The sequence below is a fragment of the Streptomyces sp. NPDC046859 genome, from assembly GCF_040645135.1.
In the GTDB taxonomy this organism is placed as follows: domain Bacteria; phylum Actinomycetota; class Actinomycetes; order Streptomycetales; family Streptomycetaceae; genus Streptomyces.
Genome location: NZ_JBEYXR010000037.1, coordinates 24,575 through 46,762 on the forward strand (window position 1 = coordinate 24,575; position 22,188 = coordinate 46,762).

21 protein-coding genes and 2 pseudogenes are annotated in these 22,188 nt (G+C 73.1%); 13 read left to right on the forward strand and 10 right to left on the reverse strand.

Annotated features, from left to right (window positions below; translation table 11 throughout):
• The first annotated feature begins 162 nt into the window (after positions 1 to 162).
• The 3 genes from ABZ899_RS33645 to ABZ899_RS33655 all read left to right on the forward strand — a co-directional run bounded on the left by ABZ899_RS33645 (position 163) and on the right by ABZ899_RS33655 (position 3,974).
• Positions 163 to 1,206, forward strand: a complete 1,044-nt coding sequence (locus ABZ899_RS33645; RefSeq protein WP_361353836.1) for a polyprenyl synthetase family protein — start codon at positions 163 to 165, stop codon at positions 1,204 to 1,206.
• A gap of 103 nt (positions 1,207 to 1,309) precedes the next feature.
• Complete coding sequence (locus tag ABZ899_RS33650) at positions 1,310 to 2,269, forward strand: threonine/serine dehydratase (RefSeq protein ID WP_361353839.1); 960 nt, start codon at positions 1,310 to 1,312, stop codon at positions 2,267 to 2,269.
• A gap of 157 nt (positions 2,270 to 2,426) precedes the next feature.
• Positions 2,427 to 3,974, forward strand: a complete 1,548-nt coding sequence (locus ABZ899_RS33655) for a serine/threonine-protein kinase (protein WP_361353842.1) — start codon at positions 2,427 to 2,429, stop codon at positions 3,972 to 3,974.
• 1 nt (position 3,975) lies between these two features.
• On the opposite strand, the gene ABZ899_RS33660 is transcribed toward ABZ899_RS33655, so the two are convergent.
• Positions 3,976 to 5,403, reverse strand: coding sequence for a serine hydrolase (locus tag ABZ899_RS33660; protein ID WP_361353845.1), 1,428 nt, complete (start codon positions 5,401 to 5,403; stop codon positions 3,976 to 3,978).
• Between the two features lie 131 nt (positions 5,404 to 5,534).
• On the opposite strand from ABZ899_RS33660, the gene ABZ899_RS33665 reads away from it, so the two are divergent.
• On the forward strand, positions 5,535 to 6,506 hold the full coding sequence (locus ABZ899_RS33665) for an LLM class F420-dependent oxidoreductase (protein WP_361353847.1): 972 nt from the start codon (positions 5,535 to 5,537) through the stop codon (positions 6,504 to 6,506).
• A 24-nt stretch (positions 6,507 to 6,530) separates the two neighbouring features.
• On the opposite strand, the gene ABZ899_RS33670 is transcribed toward ABZ899_RS33665, so the two are convergent.
• The 3 genes from ABZ899_RS33670 to ABZ899_RS33680 all read right to left on the reverse strand — a co-directional run bounded on the left by ABZ899_RS33670 (position 6,531) and on the right by ABZ899_RS33680 (position 9,365).
• Positions 6,531 to 7,025 (reverse strand): DUF6328 family protein, encoded by a 495-nt coding sequence (locus tag ABZ899_RS33670; RefSeq protein ID WP_361353850.1) that lies wholly within the window; start codon positions 7,023 to 7,025, stop codon positions 6,531 to 6,533.
• 103 nt (positions 7,026 to 7,128) lie between these two features.
• A complete protein-coding gene (locus tag ABZ899_RS33675; RefSeq protein ID WP_361353853.1) occupies positions 7,129 to 8,112 on the reverse strand; it encodes an aldo/keto reductase in 984 nt (327 codons plus the stop codon).
• Between the two features lie 23 nt (positions 8,113 to 8,135).
• Entirely contained in the window at positions 8,136 to 9,365 is a 1,230-nt protein-coding gene (locus ABZ899_RS33680; RefSeq protein WP_361353856.1) for an FAD-dependent monooxygenase, read from the reverse strand.
• Between the two features lie 360 nt (positions 9,366 to 9,725).
• Here ABZ899_RS33680 and ABZ899_RS33685 point away from each other — a divergent pair, with 360 nt between their 5' ends.
• Positions 9,726 to 10,097, forward strand: a complete 372-nt coding sequence (locus tag ABZ899_RS33685) for a tyrosinase cofactor (protein WP_361353859.1) — start codon at positions 9,726 to 9,728, stop codon at positions 10,095 to 10,097.
• A gap of 34 nt (positions 10,098 to 10,131) precedes the next feature.
• A pseudogene (locus ABZ899_RS33690) lies at positions 10,132 to 10,955 on the forward strand (tyrosinase family protein).
• A 19-nt stretch (positions 10,956 to 10,974) separates the two neighbouring features.
• Here ABZ899_RS33690 and ABZ899_RS33695 read toward each other — a convergent pair.
• Both ABZ899_RS33695 and ABZ899_RS33700 read right to left on the reverse strand, forming a co-directional pair.
• Complete coding sequence (locus tag ABZ899_RS33695; protein WP_361353861.1) at positions 10,975 to 11,667, reverse strand: ribonuclease H; 693 nt, start codon at positions 11,665 to 11,667, stop codon at positions 10,975 to 10,977.
• A gap of 60 nt (positions 11,668 to 11,727) precedes the next feature.
• Positions 11,728 to 12,528 carry a VOC family protein gene (locus ABZ899_RS33700; protein ID WP_361353863.1) on the reverse strand — a complete coding sequence of 267 codons (801 nt, stop codon included), beginning with the start codon at positions 12,526 to 12,528 and terminating at the stop codon, positions 11,728 to 11,730.
• A 146-nt stretch (positions 12,529 to 12,674) separates the two neighbouring features.
• On the opposite strand from ABZ899_RS33700, the gene ABZ899_RS33705 reads away from it, so the two are divergent.
• Positions 12,675 to 13,679: a zinc-binding alcohol dehydrogenase family protein gene (locus ABZ899_RS33705; RefSeq protein ID WP_361353922.1), complete on the forward strand. Its 1,005-nt coding sequence runs from the start codon at positions 12,675 to 12,677 to the stop codon at positions 13,677 to 13,679.
• Between the two features lie 106 nt (positions 13,680 to 13,785).
• Entirely contained in the window at positions 13,786 to 14,694 is a 909-nt protein-coding gene (locus tag ABZ899_RS33710; protein ID WP_361353865.1) for an SGNH/GDSL hydrolase family protein, read from the forward strand.
• Between the two features lie 7 nt (positions 14,695 to 14,701).
• Here the strand turns inward: ABZ899_RS33710 and ABZ899_RS33715 are convergent, their stop codons facing one another.
• Positions 14,702 to 15,184 carry a VOC family protein gene (locus tag ABZ899_RS33715; protein ID WP_361353867.1) on the reverse strand — a complete coding sequence of 161 codons (483 nt, stop codon included), beginning with the start codon at positions 15,182 to 15,184 and terminating at the stop codon, positions 14,702 to 14,704.
• Between the two features lie 180 nt (positions 15,185 to 15,364).
• Here ABZ899_RS33715 and ABZ899_RS33720 point away from each other — a divergent pair, with 180 nt between their 5' ends.
• A complete protein-coding gene (locus tag ABZ899_RS33720; protein ID WP_361353870.1) occupies positions 15,365 to 16,084 on the forward strand; it encodes a TetR family transcriptional regulator in 720 nt (239 codons plus the stop codon).
• A gap of 178 nt (positions 16,085 to 16,262) precedes the next feature.
• A complete protein-coding gene (locus ABZ899_RS33725) occupies positions 16,263 to 16,676 on the forward strand; it encodes a zinc ribbon domain-containing protein (RefSeq protein ID WP_361353873.1) in 414 nt (137 codons plus the stop codon).
• Here the strand turns inward: ABZ899_RS33725 and ABZ899_RS33730 are convergent.
• Positions 16,658 to 17,075: pseudogene (locus ABZ899_RS33730) on the reverse strand (PPOX class F420-dependent oxidoreductase). The gene ABZ899_RS33725 and the pseudogene ABZ899_RS33730 sit on opposite strands and share 19 nt — an antisense overlap.
• Positions 17,076 to 17,222: 147 nt before the next feature.
• Here ABZ899_RS33730 and ABZ899_RS33735 point away from each other — a divergent pair.
• Entirely contained in the window at positions 17,223 to 18,587 is a 1,365-nt protein-coding gene (locus ABZ899_RS33735) for a S1 family peptidase (RefSeq protein ID WP_361353876.1), read from the forward strand.
• A gap of 77 nt (positions 18,588 to 18,664) precedes the next feature.
• Here ABZ899_RS33735 and ABZ899_RS33740 read toward each other — a convergent pair whose 3' ends face one another.
• Both ABZ899_RS33740 and ABZ899_RS33745 read right to left on the reverse strand, forming a co-directional pair.
• Positions 18,665 to 18,850, reverse strand: coding sequence for a hypothetical protein (locus tag ABZ899_RS33740; RefSeq protein WP_361353879.1), 186 nt, complete (start codon positions 18,848 to 18,850; stop codon positions 18,665 to 18,667).
• Between the two features lie 99 nt (positions 18,851 to 18,949).
• Entirely contained in the window at positions 18,950 to 20,110 is a 1,161-nt protein-coding gene (locus tag ABZ899_RS33745) for an ROK family transcriptional regulator (RefSeq protein ID WP_361353881.1), read from the reverse strand.
• Between the two features lie 168 nt (positions 20,111 to 20,278).
• On the opposite strand from ABZ899_RS33745, the gene ABZ899_RS33750 reads away from it, so the two are divergent.
• Positions 20,279 to 21,247, forward strand: a complete 969-nt coding sequence (locus tag ABZ899_RS33750) for a sugar ABC transporter permease (RefSeq protein WP_361353884.1) — start codon at positions 20,279 to 20,281, stop codon at positions 21,245 to 21,247.
• A gap of 18 nt (positions 21,248 to 21,265) precedes the next feature.
• Entirely contained in the window at positions 21,266 to 22,183 is a 918-nt protein-coding gene (locus tag ABZ899_RS33755) for a carbohydrate ABC transporter permease (protein WP_361353887.1), read from the forward strand.
• Positions 22,184 to 22,188 lie beyond the last annotated feature (5 nt).

Sequence of the window (22,188 nt, forward strand, 5' to 3'; positions counted from 1 at the left end):
CTCGGGCCCGGAAACGGCGGACGCGGAGACCGCGGGCCCGGAAACGGCGGACGCGGAGACCGCGGGCCCGGAAACGGCGGACGCGGAGACCGCGGGCCCGGAAACGGCGGACGCGGAGACCGCGGGCTCGGAGACGGCGGACGCGGAGACGGCGGGCGTCCGGTGAGCGCCCTTCCCACTCCCGTCCGGACGCCCGGGGACACCCGGCCGCCCGCCGGCGTCCAGCACACCCTCGCCCGGTGCCGGGCCCTGGTGGCGCCCGCACTGCGGGACGCCGTGGCGCGCACACACCCGTGGGTCGCCGAGATGGCCGCCTACTCCTTCGGCTGGTGCGAGGTGGGCGGCGCCCCGTCCGGCTCCTCCGGCGGGAAGGGCGTACGGCAGGCCCTGGCCGTGCTCGGCGCCGAGGCGGCCGGCGCGCCCGGACGGGCCGCGGTCCCGGGAGCGGTCGCGGTGGAACTGGTGCACGCCTTCTCACTGCTGCACGACGACATCATGGACGGCGACGAGGCGCGCCGCCGCCGGCCCACGGTGTGGAAGGCCTACGGCACCGGCCCCGCCGTACTCGCCGGGGACGCGCTGTTCGGGCTGGCCGTCGAGGCGCTCGCCGACGCCGGGGCACCGGCCGTGCGGCTGCTGTCGCGGGCGCTGGGAGACCTGGTGCGCGGGCAGGCGGACGACCTGCTGTTCGCCTCGCGCCCCTGGACCGGCCCGGACCGGGTGCGCCCGCGGGAGTACCGGGCGATGGCCGAGCACAAGACCGGTGCGCTGCTGGGCTGTGCGGCCGCGCTGGGCGCCACCCTCGGCGGGGCGCCGCCCGCCACCGCGGCCGCCCTCGACCGGGCCGGACGGCACCTGGGCATCGCGTTCCAGGTCGTGGACGACGTCCTCGGCATCTGGGGCGACCCGGCCGTCACCGGCAAACCCGTGCACGGCGACCTGCGCGAGCGCAAGAAGACCTTCCCGGTCCTGGCGGCCCTGGACTCCCCCACCGCCGGGGACCTGTCCGCGCTACTGGAGTCGGCCGCCGACCCGGCCCCGGTGGCGGACCTGATCGACCGGGCCGGCGGGCGCACGGCCGCGCTCGCGGAGGCGCGGCACCATGTGACGGCCGCCCGCACCGCCCTGGAGGACGCGTCGCCGGCAGCCCGCCCCGCCGCCGAACTGCGGTCCCTGCTGGACTTCATGGTAGGGCGCGAGCTGTGAGCGCGGTGCCGGTGCCGCGCCCGGCACCGGCTTGACCGGCGGCATTCCGCGCGTAAGGGTGCGGACGGCGTGGGAACCGCCCGGCGCCGGAAAGGTGAGTGTCTTGATCGGGATCTCCGAGGTCGAAGCCGCGGCCGGGCTCGTCGCCGGGCATGTGGTCCGTACGCCGACCGTGTCCAGTCCGGGCCTCTCGTCCCTGCTCGGCGTGCCGGTGACGGCGAAGCTCGAACTCCTCCAGCGCACCGGCTCGTTCAAGGCGCGCGGCGCCACGGCGAAGCTGCTGTCGCTCGACGAGGCCCAGCGCGCGGCCGGGGTGGTGGCCGTCAGCGGCGGCAACCACGGGATCGCCCTCGCGCTGACGGCGGCCGCCTTCGATGTGAAGGCGACCGTGGTCATGCCGCGTACGGCGCCCGCGCGTTCCGTCGAGATCGTCCGGGGCGCCGGGGCGTCGGTGCGGCTGACGGACGGCATGGACGACGCCTTCGCGCTCGTCACCCGGCTGCGGGACGAGGGCCTGACCCTGGTGCACCCCTTCGACGATCCGCTGGTCGTCGCCGGTCAGGGCACCGTCGGGCTGGAACTCGCCGACGACTGCGACGAGTTGACGGACGTGGTGGTGAGCGTCGGGGGCGGCGGCCTGATCGCCGGGGTCGCCGTGGCCCTGCGGGCCCGGCGCCCGGACGTGCGGATCTGGGGCGTGGAGACGGAGGGCGCCGAGGCGATGTCGGCGGCGCTGGCGGCGGGCGGGCCGGTACCGGTGACGCTGTCGTCGATCGTCTCCACACTGAGCGCGCCGAGCGTCTCGCGGCTGACGTACGACCATGTGTCCGCGCTCGTGGACGACGTGCTCGTGGTGCCGGACCGGGAGGCGGTGCGCGGGGTGCTCGACCTCGCCGAGCACGCCAAGCTGTGGACCGAGCCGGCGGCCGGTGCCCTGCTGCCGGCCGCGCGGCGCGTCCTGGAGCGGGTCGGCGACGGCGCCCGGCTCGGTCTGGTCGTGTGCGGGGGCAACGCGACGACCGCGGATGTCGGGCGCTGGGCGACCGATTTCGACCTTCGCTGAGCATTCCCGGCGCAATTCCCCGCCCTTTTCGCCTGCTTACTCCAGCGTCAGGAGCAAAGCAGAGGAACAGCCCTTTCTCCCGCGGCTTTCGTTGAACAGACCGGGTGACGGCTCCCGTACTTCCTGTGAGATACGGGAGCCAGGTGTTCAGCGAGGGATGACCATGGTCAAGGCACACGTCTCCACCTCCGAGTGGGTCGCCGGAAGGTACCGCCTCGTCGATGTCGTGCATCGGGAGACGAACCGGGTGAGCTATTCCGGCGAGGACCTGGAAACCGAACACGCGTGCCTTCTCACCCAGATCGGTCTGCCCCCGGGCGAGGACCCGGACAGCGCGCGGCGGGCCACCTCCCGCATTCTGCGGACGTCGGGGCGCATGGCGCTGCTGCGGCCCGGCCGCGTGGCCACCGTCCTGGACGCCGTCGAGGAAGCCGGGAGCCTGTGGATCGTCACGGAGTGGATCGACGGCGTCCCGCTGGGTGAACTCCTCACCCGCCAGGGCACGTTCGACTACACCCGGACCGCCCGGATCGGTCTGGAGCTGCTGGACGTGCTGGAGGCCGCGCACGTCGCGGGCATCACCCACGGCGAGCTGAGCCCCGGTCAGGTGTTCGTGGGCGAGGAGGACGCCGTGGTGGTCACCGGCTTCGGCCTGGCCGGTGCCACCCTCTCGCCCCGCCTCGCGGCACCGTCGTACGCCTCGCCCGAGCAGGCCCGCGACGAGCGGGTCGGACCGGCGTCCGACCTGTGGGCGCTCGGCGCGATCCTCTACTCGATGTCCGAGGGCCGCCCGCCGTACCGGGAACGGGACCGGCCCGAGGCCACCTTGAAGGGCGTGGACCGGCTGCCGCTGCGCGCCCCGGTCCGGTCGGGGCCGCTCACCCAGGCCGTGCAGGGGCTGCTGCGCAAGGAGTCCCGGGAGCGGCTGAGCAGGCCCGCGGTCCGCGACGCCCTCGTCCGGGTCCTGCGGGACGACCCGGGCACGGCCGACGAGGAGCCGCCGCAGCCCGGGCTGCTCGACCGGTTCGGCGCCGGTCCCGTGCGCGGGAGACGGGCCCTGCTGTTCGGTACGGCCCTGGCCGTGGTCACCGTCGCCGCCGCCGTCCTCGTCGCGACGGGCGGCCAGGAGGCCGGCACTCCGGAGGCCGCCGCGAGCCGGACGCCGCCCGCCGGGACGGGCGGCGCCTCCCCCGCGCCCAGCGCCCCGGCGTCCGACGCGGGGACGCCGGGCACCGGTCTCCCCGCCGGCTACCGCACGTACACCTCCCCGGACGGCTTCTCCGTCGCCCTGCCACGGGGCTGGAAGCCGCTGTCCACGACCCGTGCCGCGGATCTGGCCTACCGGGTGTTCCTGGGCGCCGAGGGCGATCCGCGCCGGCTCACCGTCACCTACAGCGAGCGTCTGGACTCCGACCCGGTGGCCGTCTGGCGCGACGACGTGCAGCCCGGACTGGCCCGGTCGGAGGGCTTCCGCCGGATCGGGGAGATCGAGGCCACCACCTACCAGGGGTACGAGGCCGCGGACATGGAGTGGCTGTCGCGCAGCGGCGGCACGCAGGTGCACACCTTCGGCCGGGGCTTCCTCCTGGACGACCACCGCGGCTTCTCCCTGCGCTGGTCGACCCCGGCGCGGGACTGGGACGCCTTGGGCAACCGGGAGGCCCTGGACGTGTTCCTGCGGACCTTCCGGGTGCCCGGGGACTGAGTCAGGAGGCGGGGGCGCACATCCTGCGCAGGCGCAGACCGTGCAGCGGCTCGGTGCGCCAGCGCGCGCCGAAGGTGCGTTCCTTGAGCGAGCAGGTCACCTCCAGGTGGTGCGGGGTCTCCAGGAAGGCGACGTCCAGGGCCAGGGTGTCGGCGTCGGTCCAGCCCCCGCTCACCGCGGTGGGCACCGGCCCCTCGGTGACGGTCCACCCGGGGCCGCCGAGCCGCACGCGCAGGGGTTCGCCGTCCTCGGTGAACGTCAGGTCCCAGCCGCCGTCCCGCTCGGTGAGGTCGACGGCGCTCACCTGGGGCAGGGCGGCGTGGACCTCGTCGCCGGGAGTGAAGGAGCCCTGCCAGGACGCGGCCCGTCCCGCGGGTGCCGGTTCGCCGGCCGCGGGCGGCAGGGCGAGGCCGGCCAGCCGGCGGGCCAGGTCCGCGTCGGCCTCCTCGGCTCCGGCCCCGGCCGCGCCGCCGAACGCGGGCAGCAGGTGCTCCCAGACGAGGTTCAGCAGACCCGGCATGTCCCAGGTGTCGGCGGTGGTCACCACCACCGCGTCGTGCTCGGGCAGCACCACGCAGAACTGGCCGAGGGCCCCGTCGCCGCGGAAGCCGTGCCGGGACATCCAGAACGAGAAGCCGTAGCCCCGCTGCCAGTCGTCGCCCGGCATCCCGCCGGACGACGGGATCTGGGCGCGTGTGGCCTCGGCGACCCACTCCTCGGGCAGCAGCCGCTCGCCCTCCCAGACGCCCCCGCGCAGATACAGCAGGCCGAGCCGGGCGACGGCGTCGGTGGTGGCGTGCAGGCCGCTGAAGCCGAGCTCGCGGCCGTCGCGGTGGCGCAGCCAGGCCACGTCACCGATGCCGAGCGGGTCCAGCAGACGGGGCCGGAGGTAGTCGGTCAGCGACCGGCCGCTCGCCCGCTGGACGACGGCGGAGAGCGTGAAGGTGGCGGGCTGGTTGTACGCGAACACGGTCCCCGGGTCGTGCGGTGGGGGCTCGAGGAGGAACCCGCGGACCAGGTCGTCGCGGTCGCGCTCCCGCGCCGCGAAGATCATGTCGCTGTCGTGCCCGGTGGCCATGGAGGCCACGTGCCGCACCAGGAGGGCGCGGCTGCGGGGGTCCGTGATCGCGGCGTCGAGCTCGGGGAAGTAGGAGATCACGGGGTCGTCTAGCCGGATCAGCCCCTCGCCGGCGGCTATCGCGGCCGCCGTGGCCGTGAAGCTCTTGCTGATCGAGTAGAGCAGGTGCCGGCGCTCGGCGGTGTACGGCGCCCACCATCCGGCGGCCACGACCCGGTCGTGCCGCAGGATCATCAGGCTGTGCGGTTCGATGCCGGGGGCGGCGTCGACGGCGTCGAGGAAGGCGAGGACACCAAAGGCGTCGACGCCCTGGGCGGAGGGCGGGCTCGAGGGCAGGGGGCGAACAGACATACGTGCATCCTGCACCGGCGCCCGGCGGGAGCGAAGGGTTTGCGCCCCGCTCCCCGCCCGCTTTCCGGGCACCCTTCGGCGATACGCCGTTTTCGCCGTTTTCGCTCACGGTCTCCGGGGACTCGGGGCCCATGGTGCAGATCGGATACACGATGATGACCGAGCAGGCCGGCCCCCGTGAGCTGGTCGACCACGTGGTCCGCGCCGAGGAGGCGGGCTTCGACTTCTCCGTCACCTCGGACCACTACTTCCCCTGGCTGCGCTCGCAGGGGCATTCGCCGTACGCGTGGAGCGTGCTGGGAGCCGCCGCCCAGGCCACCTCCCGGATCCCGCTGATGACGTACGTGACCTGCCCGACGGTCCGTTACCACCCGGCCGTCGTGGCGCAGAAGGCGGCGACCCTCCAACTGCTGTCCGAGGGCCGGTTCCGGCTGGGACTCGGCTCGGGCGAGAACCTGAACGAGCATGTGGTGGGCGGCGGCTGGCCCTCCGTGGACGTGCGGCACGAGATGCTCGAGGAGGCTGTGGAGATCATCCGGGCGCTCTTCGAGGGCGGGCACGTGAACCATCGGGGCACGCACTTCGACGTGGAGTCGGCCCGGCTGTGGGACCTGCCCGACCAGCCGGTGCCCATCGGTATCGCGGTCTCCGGGGAGCGGTCGTGCCGGCTCGCGGGCCGGTTCGCCGACCTGGTGATCGCCACCGAGCCCAAGCCGGAGCTGCTGGCGGCGTTCGACCGGCACGGCGGCTCCGGCAAGCCCCGGGTGGGCCAGCTCCCGGTGTCCTACGACCGCGACCGGGACGCGGCGGTCAAGCGCGCCCACGACCAGTTCCGCTGGTTCGGCAGCGGCTGGAAGGTCAACTCCGAACTGCCGCACCCGGACTCCTTCGAGGCGGCCACGCAGTTCGTCACGCCGGAGGACGTGGCCGGGGCCATTCCGTGCGGCGACGACCCGGACGCCTTCGTCGAGGCCGTCCGCCCGTACGCCGAGGCCGGGTTCACCGAGATCGCCCTGGTCCAGATCGGGGGCGACGCGCAGCTGCCCTACCTGGACTGGGCGCGCGAGACGCTGCTGCCGGCCCTGCGGGACGCTTTCGGCTGACCGGCCGCCCCCGCCCGGCGCCGCTCACTCGGTGTAGCGGCGGCGGGTCCACAGCGGCAGGACGAACCAGCACACGCCGTACCAGACGACGATGCCGGTGACGAGCCAGGGGACGTAGTCGTCGTGCGTGGCGACCCGCAGGATCAGCAGCAGCGAGGACGCCATGGTGACGAGGAGGAGGACCAGGCCGACCAGGGTGAGCCGGGAGGCCCACTCGACCGCCTGGGGTTTGATACGGCGGCCGGACACCAGCCGGTGCAGCGACACCGGGCCGATCAGGGCGCCGGTGGCGGCGGCGCCCACGGCCACGGTGAAGATGTAGATCGACTGGTCGGTGGACCGCAGGTCGTCGTACTTCGGCGTGAACACGACGGTCAGCAGGAAGCCGAAGAGGATCTGCACGCCCATCTGGGCCACGCGTACTTCCTGGAGGAGGTCGAGCCACATGCGGTCGGCCCGCTCCTCCTCGGTCTCGTTGCGTCCTCTGCGCCGCTTCGTGCCGCCGTCGGCGTCCGTCACCGTGTCCTCCCGCGTCCTGGAGAAGCGCGCCCTGGAGCGACGCGCCCTCAGCTGTGCGGGTACCCGCTGGACGGGGTCCTGCTCCCTCACCCCGCCCCGTGGTTCACCAGCGGCTCTCGACCTGGTCCTTGATCCGGCGGTCGTAGAGGTCCCGGATCGCGGCGAGGGTGTCCTCGGAGAGGTCCGGGAGCGCGGCGGCGGCCGCGTTGGCGCGGGCCTGCTCGGGCGAGCGGGCGCCCGGGATGACGGTGGTCACGCCGGGCTGCTGGATGATCCAGCGCAGCGCCAGCTGGGCCGGGGTCCAGCCCTGCGGGGCGAGCGCGGAGAACTCGGCCGCGGCCTCGACGCCGGTGGCGTAGTCGACGCCCGAGAAGGTCTCGCCCTGGTCGAAGGCCTCGCCGTGCCGGTTGTAGGTGCGGTGGTCGTTCTCGGGGAAGACGGTGTCCTTGGTGTACCGGCCGGACAGCAGGCCGGAGGCCAGGGGCACGCGGACGATGATGCCCACGCCGGCCTCGCGGGCCGCCGGCAGCACCTCCAGGAGGGGCTTCATCCGGAAGGCGTTGAGGATGATCTGCACGCTGGCCACGTGGGGCCGGGCGATCGCGGTCAGGGCCTCGGCGCAGGTCTCCACGCTGACGCCGTAGTGGGCGATGCGCTCCTCCGCCACCAGGGTGTCCAGGGCGTCGAACACCTCGTCGGTGGAGTAGACGGGGGTCGGCGGGCAGTGCAGCTGGACCAGGTCGATGCGGTCCGTGCCGAGGTTGCGCCGCGACCGGTCGTTCCAGGCGCGGAAGTTGTCCAGGACGTAGTTCTCGGGGATCTGGTCGACGCGGCGGCCCATCTTGGTGGCGACGAGGACGTCCAGGCCGGGCCGGTCGCGCAGGAACCGGGCGATGGTCTGCTCGCTGCGTCCGTCGCCGTACACGTCGGCCGTGTCGAAGAAGGTCACCCCCGACTCGGCCGCCGCCTCCAGCACACCCTCGGCCTGCCGGTCGTCGACGTCTCCCCAGTCCGCGCCGAGCTGCCAGGTCCCGAGGCCGATGACGGACGCCGAAAGGCCCGCCCTGTCGAATGCACGCTGTTCCATGGCGTCAGTGTGTCATTCAGGATTCAAGTACGTGGAACGGACCCCTCCGAGTACGGCCGGCCGGCCCTGGCCTGCACGGTGCGCGCCACTCTCGGGCCGAGCCACCGCTTGAGCCGGCGCAGCGTCTCCACCTGCCCGGCGGCGCGGTCGATCCGGTAGTAGAGCTGCGGCGGGACATGGGGCAGCAGGGGTGAGTGGCGCTGGCCCAGGAGCGCGAACATCTGCTGCGGGGGCAGTTGCATGTACCGGGGGAGGTTCTCGTACCACAGGGCGCTGTAGCGGGCGGCGCTCTGGACGGACAGCAGGGCCCGCCTGCGCTCGTCCTCGTAGCGGGCGAGGGCTCCTGGGAGCGAAGGCTCCTCGTGCAGGGCGGCGGCGAGGGCCATGGCGTCCTCCAGGGCGAGGGTGGTGCCCGCGCCGATGGAGTAGTGGGTGGTGTGGGCGGCGTCGCCGATCAGGACGAGATTGCCGCGGTACCAGGTGCGGTTGGTGAGGGTGCGGAAGTGCAGCCACTGGGCGCCGGCGGTGGACGGGCGGCTGTACAGGGGGTGCCCGTCGAGGACGTCGGCGAAGAGCTTCTCCAGCAGGGCCAGTCCGTCGGCCTCGCTCGCGCGGTGCAGGCCGAGTCCGGTGAAGGTCTCGGGGGAGCACTCGACGACGCAGGTGCTGGCCTCGGGCCCGAAGCCGTAGCCGTAGCACCAGATCCAGCCGTGGTCCGTCTCCACGAAGGCGAAGGTGAAGGCGTCGAAGACCTTGCTGGTGCCCAGCCAGACGTAGCGGTTGCGGCCCATCGTGATCTGCGTGCCGAAGTGGCCGGCGTGCCGGCCGCGCAGGGTGCTGCGCACACCGTCGCCCGCCACCACCAGGTCGGCGGCGGGCAGGGCGTCCGGGGTGACCTCGTGCTCGAAGTCCAGGTGGACCCCGAGCGAGCGGGCGCGGCCGGCCAGGATCTCCAGCAGCCGGTGCCGGCCGATGCCGTGCCCCTCGTCGCCGGGCTGGCGGGCCGTCAGGTCCCGTACGTGGGCGACGCCCTGGTTCCAGCGGACCGAGCTCGCCTCGATGGCGCGGGCGGTCACGGGGTCGTGCGCGTGGAGCCGGTCGAGCAGGCCGCGCCAGTAGGTGACGCCCCAGCCGTAGGTGGTGCCCTCCGGGTTGCGTTCGTGGACGGTGACGTCATGGGACGGGTCCCGCAGCTTGAGCAGGATCGACAGGTAGAGCCCGGCGGGTCCGCCGCCGACGCACGCGACCTTCACACACTCACCCCTATAAATGCACTAAATGGTCATTTCGGACCGCAGAGTAGCAGGCGGCGCGCCCGATTCCGCACCACCCGCGGATCGCGCCAGATTCCCGGGGTGACACAGCCCACCGCTGCCGGTGCCGCGCGCGAAGGACCACCGCCGAAGCACGCCCGCAGAGAAGGAATTGCCCGTTCCGCACGCGAGAGGCCTCGCCGCGAGCAAGATCATCTTGATTCAACCCTGTATGACATGTGCGCACTTGTCCGGATCGGGCCCCACCACTGGCGCGCGGTTTCTCCCGCTCTCCTCCGGCCCGATAGGCATACGGAGTCACCACCCGAACGCACCATCGAACGCACCCGGGAGATCCGTATGCCCGCACTCAGCAGACGGCAGGCGCTCACCACCGCCGCGGCCCTCGCCACCGCGGCGGCCGGCCTCGCCGCCCCCGCCACCGCCGCGACGGCGGCCGGACACCACGACCCGCACGTGCCCGCCCCCTTCGACGAGGTCTACCGGGGCCGCCGGATACAGGGCCGTCCGGCGACGGGCGCCCACGCGCACCACGGCACCGGCTACACCGTGCTCGTCGACGGCGTGGAGCTGCATCTGATGCGCAACGCCGACGGCACCTGGATCAGCGTCGTCAGCCACTACGCCCCGGTGCCCACCCCGCGCGCCGCCGCCCGCGCCGCCGTGGACGAACTGCGGGGCGCGGCCCTGCTGCCCTTCCCCGCCAACTGACCCGCCGCCCCCGCACCGTGGAGCACCAGCAGACATGACCGTCCGCAAGAACCAGGCCGCCCTGACGCCCGCCGAGAAGCGACGCTTCGTCGACGCCGTCCTGGAGCTGAAGCGCACCGGGCGCTACGACGCGTTCGTCACCACCCACAACGCCTTCATCCTCGGGGACACCGACCACGGCGAGCGCACCGGGCACCGCTCACCGTCGTTCCTGCCCTGGCACCGCAGATTCCTGCTCGAGTTCGAACGCGCGCTGCAGGAGGTGGACGCCTCGGTCGCGCTGCCCTACTGGGACTGGACCGCGGACCGCTCCCCGCGTTCCTCGCTGTGGGCGCCCGACTTCCTCGGCGGCACCGGGCGCGGCCGCGACGGTCAGGTCATGGACGGGCCCTTCGCCACCGGGGCCGGCACGTGGCAGATCAGCGTCCGCGTGGACGGCCGGACGTTCCTGCGCCGCTCGCTGGGGACCGCCGTGCGGGAGCTGCCCACCCGGGCCGAGGTCGAGTCGGTGCTCGCCGTGCCGACGTACGACACGGCGCCGTGGAACAGCGCGTCCGACGGGTTCCGCAACCATCTGGAGGGCTGGCGCGGCCCGAACCTGCACAACCGGGTCCACTCTGGGTCGGCGGGCACATGGCGACCGGGGCGTCCCCCAACGACCCGGTGTTCTGGCTGCACCACGCCTATGTCGACAAGCTGTGGGCCGAGTGGCGGCGGCGGCATCCGGGGTCCGGCTACCTCCCGGCGGCCGGGACACCGGACGTGGTCGACCTGCACGAGACGATGAAGCCCTGGAACGACACGCGTCCGGCCGATCTGCTCGACCACACCCCGCACTACGCCTTCGACACGGACTGAGGGCCGTACGCCCGGCCGGTCAGGCGTCGGCGTCGCGGCAGTCCGGGTGGCCCCAGCCCTGCGTGTTCTTGGCGATCTGCTCCCCCGCCGCGTAGCCGCGTCCGCAGACGCAGCGGCCGGGGAACTTGGCCTTGATCGTGCGCGCGGCCGAGCCGTTGCGGCGGGCGGGCGCGGCCTTGCGGCGCGGGGCCTTGGCCTGCGGGGCGTCCGGGGAGGGCGGCGGCTCGGGCGAGCCGAGTGCGCTGCCCGCCGGCTCCTGCGCGACGGCGGCCTGGCTGGCGGCGCGGTCGGCGAAGTCGTTGAGCGGGTCGCCGTCGACCTGGTGGGCGGGGACGTAGCGGAACTCCACGTCCCGGCCGTCGAGCAGGCCGTCGATGCGCACCACGAGGTCCTGGTTGGCGACCGGCTTGCCCGCGGACGTCTTCCAGCCGTTGCGCTTCCAGCCGGGCAGCCAGGTGGTGACGGCCTTCATGGCGTACTGCGAGTCCATGCGGATCTCCAGCGGCACGTCCGCGTCGGTCGCGCCGAGCAGCCGCTCCAGGGCGGTGAGTTCCGCGACGTTGTTGGTGGCCCGGCCCAGCGGGCCCGCCTCCCAGCGGTCCGGTGCCTCCTCCGGACCGGCGACGACCCACGCCCAGGCGGCCGGCCCTGGGTTCCCCTTCGAAGCCCCGTCGCACGCGGCCACCACACGTTCACGCATGCGTCCGATCATGCCATGGGCCGGTGGCCCGCCCGGTACCGGTACGGGCCACCGGGCAGGAGCACGGGGCGCTCAGGACACCTGGGTCGTCGTCGGCATGTCCCCCTCGGTCGTGGTGACGTCGATCACCGAGAAGTCGGCGCCCTGCGGGTCGGTCAGCGCGGCGAAGCGGCCGAACGGCGAGGTCATCGGGCCGAACCGCAGCACGGCGCCCTGCTTGGTGGCGCGGGCGACGGCGTCGTCGCAGTTCTCCACCGTGAAGTAGAGGTTGATGTAGGAGGGGATCTCCGGCGGGAACTCCTCGGTCATCCGCATCCGGCCGAGCACCATGTCGTCACCGATCGTGAAGATCCGGAAGTCCATCTCGTCGCCCTCCATCTGCCGGGCGCCGTAGCCGAACACGGCCGGGAAGAAGGCGTCGGTCCTCTCCGGTTCGCGGGTGAAGACCTCGGCCCAGCAGTACGCGCCGGGCTCCTCCATCGACGTCTCGAAGCCGACGTGGGTGCCGGGCTGCCACAGGCCGAAGACGGCCCCGCTGGGTTCGCGTGCCAGGCACATGGTGCCGAAGTCGCCGACCGCCATCGGCTCCATCAGGATCTCTCCGCCGTTCTTCCGGATCCGGCCCGCGGTCGCGGCGGCGTCGGAGGCGGCCAGGTACAGGCACCACTGCGACTGGCCCTCCTGGCCGGGCATCGGCGGCACCACCGCGGCGGCGGCCTTGCCCTGGGCGTACGCCTGGGTGTAGTTGCCGTACTCGGACGACGACTCGCCGAACGTCCAGCCGAGGACGTCCCCGTAGAAGCTCTTGGCCCCTTCGAGGTCGGTGAACATCGCGTCGGCCCAGATGGGGGTTCCCTCAGGTTTCACGGCCATGGCTGCGCTCCCGCTGCGTGGACGGTCCGGTTTCTCACGCTAGCCACGGTGCCGTCGGGCCGCGCGCCGAACGCGGGGTTCCGTTCCAGACTGGAAGGGGACCGGCGACGAGCCGGAGGACGGGGTCCACCATGGCGGACGGGACGATGCGCGCGTGGTCGGTGACCGAGCCGGGGCCGCTCGACGGCGGGCCGCTGCAGGTGGTGCGCAGACCGGTGCCGGTACCGGCCGAGGACGAACTGCTGGTCCGGGTCCGGACGTGCGGGGTGTGCCGTACGGACCTGCACGTCGCCGAGGGCGACCTCCCGGTGCACCGGCCGGGTGTCACCCCGGGGCACGAGGTCGTCGGCGAGGTCGCCGGGGCCGGCGCGGCCGTCCGCGGCTTCGGGCTCGGCGAGCGGGTCGGGGTGGCCTGGCTGCGGCGGACCGACGGGACGTGCCCGTACTGCCGGCGGGGCGCGGAGAACCTGTGCCCGGGCTCCTCCTACACGGGCTGGGACGCGGACGGCGGGTACGCCGCGTACACCACCGTGCCGGCGGCGTTCGCCCACCGGCTGCCGGACGGCCTGGACGACGTGGGCCTCGCCCCGCTGCTGTGCGCCGGGATCATCGGTTACCGCGCGCTGCGGCGGTCAGCGCTGCCGCCGGGCGGCCGGCTCGGACTGTACGGCTTCGGGGGCAGCGCGCATCTGTGCGCGCAGCTGGCGCTGGCGGAGGGCGCCACCGTGCACGTCCTCACGCGCGGGACGGCGGCGCGGCGGCTGGCGCTGGAGCTGGGGGCCGCCTCGGCCGGGGACGCGTACGCGATGCCGCCCGAGCCGCTGGACAGCGCGATCCTGTTCGCCCCCGTCGGCGACCTCGTGCCGGTCGCGCTGCGGGCCCTGGACCGGGGCGGCACCCTGGCGATCGCGGGCATCCACCTCAGCGACATCCCGGCGCTGAACTACGAGCGGGACCTCTTCTACGAGCGGCAGGTGCGCAGCGTCACCGCCAACACCCGTGAGGACGCCCGTGAGTTCCTGGCTCTGGCCGCCGAGCACGGAGTCCGCGCGACCACCCACCCGTACCCGATGTCGCGGGCGGACGAGGCGCTGCGGGACCTGAAGGCAGGGGGTTTCGACGGAGCGGCGGTGCTGGTGAACGACTTCTGACGGTTCGTCACCGGCCTGTGTGCGGTGGCCGGTCGGGGGCTTCCGTATCGGGCACCGCTGTGCTTGCCTGGGGGCCCATTCCGGCGTCCGGGGCGGGAGCCGCCGTATGCGCAGACTGTGGTGCGTGGGGGTCGTGCTGGGTGCCGCGCTGCTCGGGGCCTGCGGTGATCCGGCGTCGCGGCCCGCGAGCGCGCCGTCCGAGGTGCCGGCCGCGTCCGCCACCACCGATCAGCCGGCGCCCTCCTCGCCCCGCGTCCCGCCCCGCGCGAGACCCCGACCCGCGAAGCCGCCCGGGGTGCTGTACCTGGGCGACTCCCTGGCCATGGAGGCGCAACGGGTCCTCGGGCGGGAACTGCGCCGCGAGTTGGGGGCCGTCTACTCCAGCGCCCCGTACTCGGGGACCACGCCGTGCGACTACCTGGAGGGCACCGGCGCCCGGTCCCTGGTGCCGGCGGCGGACAAGGCGGCGGCGCTGGTGCGGCGGCTGCGGCCGGACTTCGTGGTCCTCCAGTTCTGGGGCAACGCCTGGGGCTACACGCCGTGCATGGCCGGGATCACCCATGACGCGTCCCCGCGGACGTACTTCGCGCGCTACTCGGCCGACCTGGAGCGGCTCGGCGAGCAGATCACCGCCGCGTACGGCGGCGCCCGGATCGTCTGGGTCCTCCAGGGGCCGGACCCGGTCACCCCCGACCGCGTCCGGCGCGTCAACGACCTCTACGAGCGGCGGGCGGCCGCCTCCGGCGACCTGGTGTCCGACGCGGGTGCGTCGGTGAGCGCGGCCGGGGCGCGGTACACGTGGGTCCGGTATCTGCCGTGCACGCCGTTCGAGCGGGGCCACCCGCCGTACTGCACGGAGCCGGGCCGGGACCGGACGGCCCTGCACCGTGACGACGACCCTCTGCACTTCTGTCTGGCGCCGACGACCACGAAGCCGAGACCGTGCCCCGTCCGCTCCCCCGGCATCCTGCGGATCACCCGGGAGATCACCCGGACCCTGCGCGCGAACCCGTGAGCCGGGGTCACTCGCCGGCGTAGGCCCGCTCCAGGGCGGCGATGTCGAACTTGCCCATCGCCATGAACGCCTTGGTGACCCGGGCGGCCTTCTCGGGGTCCGGATCGGCGACCATGTCCTGCAGCCGTGCCGGGTTGACCTGCCAGGACACTCCGAACCGGTCCTTGAGCCAGCCGCACGGACCCGGCCGGCCGCCGTTCTCGGTGAGCCGGTCCCAGTAGTGGTCGATCTCCTCCTGGGTCTCGCAGGAGATCATGAAGGAGGTCGCCTCGCTGAACGTGAACTGCGGTCCGCCGTTGAGCGCGACGAACTTCCGGCCGTCGATCGTGAACTCGACCGTCATCACGCTCCCGGCGGGCTGCGCCGCCCCCTCCGGGTAGGGCGTGACGCGGCCGAGGGTCGAGTTCTCGAAGACGGAGGTGTAGAAACGGGCCGCCTCCTCGGCCTGGCCGTCGAACCAGAGACATGTGGTGAAGCCGTCGCCTGCCATGGGGTACCTCCCGGAGTGGTCCGCTGTCACGAGTGTCGACCGCCGGCCGGCGTGAAACTCATCGATCGCCCGCGCGGGCCCTCCGGACGGCCGTGCGGAACCGCCGGGAGGGCACTCAGTTCCCTCCATCTGGTGCACTGAGTGCCATGTCAGGCGGGTTCGGGTGCTACGTTCGCGTCCATGAGCTCCACGAGCGCCGCGCCGGGCCGCGGTGAGAAGCCCCCGATGCGGGACGCCCTGGTCGCGGCGGCCTTCCGGCTGTTCCTGGAGCGGGGGTACGAGCAGACGACGGTCGACGACATCGTGGCGCTGGCCGGCGTCGGACGGCGGTCGTTCTTCCGGTACTTCCCGTCCAAGGAGGACGTGGTCTTCCCGGACCACGAGCGGTGCCTGGCCGACATGGAGGCCTTCCTCGCCGCGAGCGACGACTCCCATGAGCCGGTGCGCCGGGTGTGCGACGCGGCCCGCCTGGTGCTGGGCATGTACGCGGAGAACCCCACCTTCTCCGTGCAGCGCTACCGGCTCACCAAGCGGGTGCCGGGGCTGCGGGCCTACGAGTTGTCGGTGGTGTGGAGGTACGAGCGGGCGCTGGCCGACTATCTGAGGGCGCGGTTCGCCGGCCGGCGCGAGGGGACGCTGCGGGCGGACGTGATCGCCGCCGCCGTGGTCGCCGCGCACAACAACGCGCTCCGCGCGTGGCTGAGGTCGGACGGGCAGGGCGACGCGGGCGCCGAGGTGGACCGGGCCCTCGGGTACGTGCTGTCGACGTACGCGGACGCCCCCGCGCCGTCGCGGGCCGCCGCCGAGGCCGACGGCGACGTGGTCGTGGTCGTGTCCCGCCGCGACGCACCCCTGTGGCGGGTCGTCCAGGAGCTCGAGACCGCGCTCGGGCGCGGCTGACCGGCACCGTCCGCACGACCCCCGCAACCTTCCCGAAATCCAGGGAACGCAGTGCCTTTACGCGTGGCACTCAGTGCCATACGCTGATGCCGTGCACGGTCGCACCGCGAACGGCGCACGGGCGTGCTCGGGTCTCCGCGCACGCGGAATTCCGGTCGAGCGCAGGGAGTTGAGCAGCGTGTACCACCACTCAGGCAGCGTGGCCGGCCGGATCACCGGCTCCGGGACCGGCGTGCTCGACGCGACACAGACGGACGGGGACGCCCTCCGCTACCAGCGCTGCACCTGGTGCGGCACCGCGACGTACCACCGGCTGCTGTGCCCGGTGTGCCAGGGCAGTGAGTTGCGCACCGAGCGCAGCGAGGGCGTGGGCACGGTCCGCCACTCCACCGTGGTGCACCGCAACACCCCCGCCGCGCGCAATGTCTCCCTCATCGAGATGGCCGAGGGGTTCGTCGTGCGCGGCCGGGTCATGGGTCCGCCCATCGGCGTCCACAGCGGGGACCGGGTCCGGCTGTCCACCGCGAAGGACCCGGTGCGCGGCGAGCCGGTGTTCCAGCTGGTCGACGAGCCCTACCGCGCCTGGACCTGACCGGACTCCGGCACCGGACCCGGCGTGATCCGCACGCCGACGGTGCCCTGCACACCTCTGCGGAGCCGGCTGCCGAGCAGTGTGAGGCGGCCGGTGATCCCGTACTTGCGGGCGATGAGCCGGCGACAGTGGGCGCTGGTCGCCTCGTCGCAGAGCCCGGCGGTCGCCGGGACCTGGTCGCCGGTCGGCCGCCCCCCGCATGTCGCACGGGCCGACCAGGACGTCGGCACCGGCCCGGATGCGCCTGACCTTCCAGGAGCCGACGGCCGTCCACACGCCGAGTGCGTCGCCGTCCCGCACCACCCGGACCGGCGTGGGCACCCCGGTGCCGTTCCTTCGACAGCTGGTGACGAGCAGGTACTTGCCCGCTGCGAGCCGGTCGAGCGACGTGTCGTCCACGGCCGCGGTGCAGGCGGCGGTCTCCGCGACGGGATCACCGGAGCGGTGAACGCGGCGGCGTCCGGGTGCGTATGAAGCGGCGGGTGCTCAACTCCGGGAGGGCCCCGCGGCGTTGCCGCCGCGCTGTACCTGGTTCGGGAGCCATGCATGAGGCACGCACGACGACGTCTCGTCCGGCGGGTGACACGGCTGGCGGCCGTCGGCGGACTCCTCCTCGGGGGGACGATGGTCACACGCGCCGTGGCGAGCGAGCCCCCCGATCCCTCCGCCGTCCCGCGGACCTTCGCGGAGTCCGCCACTCCGGGGCCCGGCGGTGAGCTGGTCGCCCGTCTGGGCGCGTCCCGTACGGCGGGCAGCTGGATCGGCGCCGACGGCAAGCCGGTCGTCGCGGTCACCGACGAGGAGGCGGCCGCCGCGGTCAGCGGGGCGGGCATGAAGCCCAAGATGGTCGAGCACGGCATGGACGAGCTGAGGTCGGCGACCGAGACGCTGCGTTCGGCGCCCCGCGTGGCCGGCACCGCCTGGGTGGTGGACTACCGCGCCAACCAGGTCGTCGTACGCGGCGACAGCACCGTCTCCGCCGGCGACTGGTCGCGGATGACGGACGTCGCCGAGGACATCGGCGGCTTCGTCCGCATGGAACGCACCGAGGGCACCTTCACGACCCGGATCAACGGCGCGCAGCCGCTGCTGTCGACGGCCGGGCGCTGCTCGGCCGGGTTCAACGTCACGGACGGGCGGCGCTTCTTCATCCTGACCGCCGGGCACTGCGGGCCGGACGGCTCGGTGTGGTTCGCCGACAGTTCGGGCACCGACCAGATCGGGCGGACCGAGCGGCAGAACTTCCCCGGCGCCGACTACTCGTTGATCCAGTACTCGGCCGGCGACCCCGGCGCCACCCCCGACGTCGTGTCGATCGGTGGTGGCAAGGGCGTGCGCATCACGGGCGCCGCCGATCCGGCCGTCGGGCAGCGCGTCTTCCGCAGCGGCAGCACGAGCGGGCTCCGCGAGGGCGAGGTGACGGCGCTCAACGCCACCGTGAACTACCCGGAGGGGACGGTGACCGGGCTCATCGAGACGAACGTGTGTGCGGAGCCCGGGGACAGCGGCGGGCCGATGTTCTCCGAGGGGGTGGCGCTCGGTGTGACGTCGGGCGGCAGCGGTGACTGCCAGGCCGGCGGGACGACGTACTTCCAGCCGGTGACGAAGGCGCTGGCCGCGCTGGACGTGCAGTTGCTGGTGTCGGACCAGGGCGGGAAGAAGGGCGCGGCGCCCGCGCCGTCACCGTCGCAGGGCGCGGCGGCGCCGGGCGACGCGTCGCCGGGGTCGTCGGTGCCGGTGAGCGGCGAGCAGGCCGTCACGCTGCTGGCGCGGCTGGCGGACCCGAACAACGTGGGCCCGGGTCTGCTGGTCGTCGCGGGGAGCATCGTCGCCCTGGTGGCGACCCGGTTCATCCGGGCCGAGCAGGACCGCCGGGACTACCGGCGCCACTACTCGGCGACCTGGGGCTGACGAGGAGTCGGCGGGGCCGCCCACGGGGGGCGGGGCGGGCCGCGAGGAGATGCGGGGGGCCCGCCGGGGCCGGGCGGTCAGGCCGCCTTGGCCGACTGGGGGGCCACGGTGGCCCACTCCATGACGAGGCGCTGGTACTCCTCGCGCTGCTCGACGCTCAGTGTCCCGCCCGCCCGGCGCCACAGCGCCCGGATCTCCTCGTTGACCTCGTCAGCCGATCTGGCGGAGGCGAATTCAACAGTGGTGGACATGTTGTGAAGCATACGATCCCGCAGGTGAAGGCGCTGTGAGTAAGCGCACCCAAGGCGGACATATCGGACCGTAACGCTGATCACGTCGTCGCTCGCACCCCTGCGCCGGGTTCAGCGGTCGGCGGTCCCCAACACCAGTACCTGGATGGCGAGAACGGCCGCGCCACGGGCCCAGTCGTGGAAGTCGGACACCTTGGTCTCCAGGGCGATGGGCGCCGCCAGCGGGTGCCGCTGGGCCCGCATGGTCCTCGTCACAGTGTCCCCCGCCACCTCCATCAGGCCCACGCCCTCGCCGGCGAGCAGGATCTTCTGCGGCAGGACGAAGTTGGCGATCTGCGCGTTCAGGGTGCCGAGGGCCCGGGCCGCCTCCTCGATCACCCGGGCGGCCATCGGCTCGCCCGCGGCGGCCGCGTCCAGGATCTCCTCCCAGGTGTGGTCCCGGCCGGTGGCCGCCCGCACCTGGTAGCGGATGTTCGGGATGGTCAGCAGGGAGACCGCGCTGCCGCGCGCCCCGTCGGGGGTGAGCGGGCCGTGCGGGTCGAGGATCCAGTGCCGGCCGAATCCCCGGTCCTCCTCGGCGTACGGGACGCGCCGGCCACCCAGCACCAGGCCGTAGCCGATCCCGGCGCCGATGGTCAGGACCACGAACCGGTCGAGGCCGCGCCCCGCGCCGAACCAGGTCTCGGCCTCGACCAGGGCGGCGACGTCGTTCTCCACGACGACCGGCAACCCGGTGCGCCGCGCGACGAGTTGGGCGAGCGGCACATCGCGCCAGCCCAGGAACGGGGACTCGCCGACGACGGAGCGGTTCTCCACGAGGCCGCCCACGCCGATGCCGACCCCGGCGAGCCGGGGGTGACCGGCGGCGAGTTCCTCGGACATCTCCCCCAGCAGGTCGACGACCTCGGCGGGGTCGTGGGTGGTGAGGGGGCGGTCGTGGCGGGCGACGATGTCGCTGCGCAGCGTGGTGACGACGCCGTAGACCATGTCCTCGGTGATCTTGAACCCGAGGAAGGAGCGGGACTCGGCGACGACGTCCAGCGGCTGGGAGGGGCGGCCCTGGCGGGTCTCCAGCACCTCGCCGGCCTCGGGCACCTCCACGAGCAGGCCCGTCTCGATCAGCGGCTTGGTCAGCCGGGTGACGCTGCCCGCGGACAGGTCGAGCCGGCGGGCCAGCTCGGTCCGGGACAGGGGCCCGGCGAGGAGCACCTCGATCGCCACCGCCCGTTCACCGGGGCTGAGCGGACGCCAGCTGTCGACTGCTGCGGTCATGGTCGTCAGACTCCCACATCCATAATTTTTTTCTCCACGAAAGCAACGAGGTCAGTCTATGGCCATTACTCCGCCGAAAAGAAGTTGATGGCCGACCCCTTGACGGCCCGATTCTTCCGCCACAAAAGTAAGTGCCCGAGGACGAGCCGCAGACGAGGGAGTCTCCCGATGACCATCGCCTCCAGCAGTCCCCCGTCGCGTCTGCCCCTGGGCGACGCCACGGGGGCCGGGACGGACCGGAGAACGGCACGGCGGGCGGCGGCCCGCGAGGAGCATGGGGACGGGCGGCTCGCCGCCGTCTTCATCGCCCCGGCCCTGCTGGGATTCATGGTCTTCCTGCTCTGGCCCACGCTGCGGGGCGTCTACCTGAGCTTCACCCGCTTCAATCTGCTCACCCCGGCGGAGTGGGTGGGCCTGGACAACTACGTGCGAATGGTCCACGACCCGATCTTCTGGGACTCGATGGGGGTGACCGTCGAGTACGTGGTCGTCAACATCGGCGTGCAGACGGTCTCGGCGCTCGTCATCGCCGTCCTGCTGCAGCGGCTGACCCAGTCGGCGGTGCTGCGCGGGATCGTGCTCACGCCGTACCTGATGTCCAACGTCGTCGCGGGCATCGTCTGGCTCTGGATCCTCGACACCCAGCTCGGCATCGGCAACGAGATCATCGCGGGCCTCGGGTTCAACCGTGTCCCGTTCCTCGCCGACGAGACCTGGGCCGTCCCCACCATCGCCCTCGTCAACGTGTGGCGGCACGTCGGCTACACCGCGCTGCTGCTGTTCGCCGGCCTCATGGCCATCCCGAGCGACATGTACGAGGCCGCGAAGGTGGACGGCGCGAGCGAGTGGCGGATGTTCTGGAGGATCACGATGCCGCTGCTGCGCCCCGTCCTCGCGGTCGTCCTGATCATGACGGTGATCGGTTCCTTCCAGGTGTTCGACACCGTCGCGGTGACGACCGCGGGCGGACCCGCCAACGCCACCAACGTCCTGCAGTACTACATCTACGGCGCCGCCTTCGGCCGCTTCCAGTTCGGGTACGCCTCGGCGATGTCGGTGGCCCTGCTGGTCGTGCTGAGCGCCATCACGGTCCTCCAGTACCGGCTCACCCGGGCCGGCCAGAGCGACCTCGGCTGAGGGAAGGGAGACACCGACATGGCTGCCGTGGCGGACACCACGACCCTGCGGCGCGTACGGCGCCGGATCACTCCCGGACGGGCCCTCGCCTGGGCGGTGATGGCCGCGATCGTGCTCATCACCCTGCTGCCGTTCTACTGGATCCTGCGCACCGCGCTGTCCTCGAACGACGCGCTCGCCGCCCATCCCGGCGACGTCCTCCCGGCCGGCGCGACCACGGGCGGCTTCGAGCGGGCCCTCGGACTGCAGTCGGCCGAGGAGGCGATCGCCCAGGGCGGCTCGGGCGGCGGACTGCGGTTCTGGCGCTATCTGGTCAACTCGGTGATCGTCTCGACGTTGATCACCGTCTGCCAGATCTTCTTCTCCGCCATGGCCGCCTACGCCTTCGCCCGGCTCCGCTGGCGCGGCCGGGAGGCGGTGTTCGGGCTGTTCCTGGCCGGGCTGATGGTGCCGGCGATCTTCACGCTGCTGCCCAACTTCGTCCTCATCAAGCAACTCGGGCTGGTGGACAGCCTGCTGGGCGTGGCCCTGCCGACGATGTTCATGACGCCGTTCGCGGTGTTCTTCCTGCGGCAGTTCTTCCTGAACGTGCCCCGGGAGGTGGAGGAGGCCGCCCTGCTGGACGGCGCGGGCAAGGTGCGCATCTTCTTCCGGCTGATGCTGCCGATGGCGTCCACGCCCCTGCTCACCCTGGGCCTGCTGACGTACATCACCGCCTGGAACGACTACTTCTGGCCGCTGATGGTGTCCTACAGCGACAGTTCGCGCGTGCTCACCGTGGCGCTGGCCGTCTTCCGGGCGCAGACCCCGCAGACCGGCTACGACTGGTCCGGCCTGATGGCGGCCACGCTGATCGCCGCCCTTCCGATGCTCGTGCTGTTCGGCTGCTTCGCACGCCGCATCGTCGGTTCCATCAGCTTCACCGGCATCAAGTAAGGGGA